1 pseudogene is annotated in these 385 nt (G+C 53.5%); it reads right to left on the bottom strand.

What is annotated here, in order from left to right:
- Nucleotides 1–274, bottom strand: a pseudogene (locus AAC854_RS23255) (IS66 family transposase); the annotation flags it as partial.
- Nucleotides 275–385 lie beyond the last annotated feature (111 nt).

Here is a 385-nt window from a genome sequence, read left to right as displayed (position 1 = left end):
TTTCCGCATTACGGTAAGCGCGGATTTTCTGGTAAACCGCCTTGCTGCCGCTGAGCAGCCAGACCCAGCGGGTGGCCGCTTCTCCGTTGCGTTGATGGGGCGTTTCGTCAATATGGATAACCGCAGATTGCCTGACATAATGCCCTAACGCCTGATGCAGGGGCGTCAACATTGAGCTGATCCGCCCCTGCGCTTCAGAGATAAGGCCCGTGGAAAAGTGGATGCCATAAGTGTCCCGGATCAGGCGCTGTATTTTACTGATGCTCAAGTGATATGTAAGCGGCCAATTAAGCAGTGTATTTACATGATGTCGCCCATATTCACGTTCCACGGGAGCAGATCGTGCAGAGGATCGTTGGGATGGCGTTTGGGGAGCTCCGTAAAA

The sequence above is a fragment of the Xenorhabdus entomophaga genome, from assembly GCF_037996725.1.
In the GTDB taxonomy this organism is placed as follows: Bacteria; Pseudomonadota; Gammaproteobacteria; order Enterobacterales; family Enterobacteriaceae; genus Xenorhabdus; species Xenorhabdus khoisanae.
Note: the sequence above shows the minus strand (reverse complement) of the source record. Positions and strands in the feature narration are given on the sequence as shown.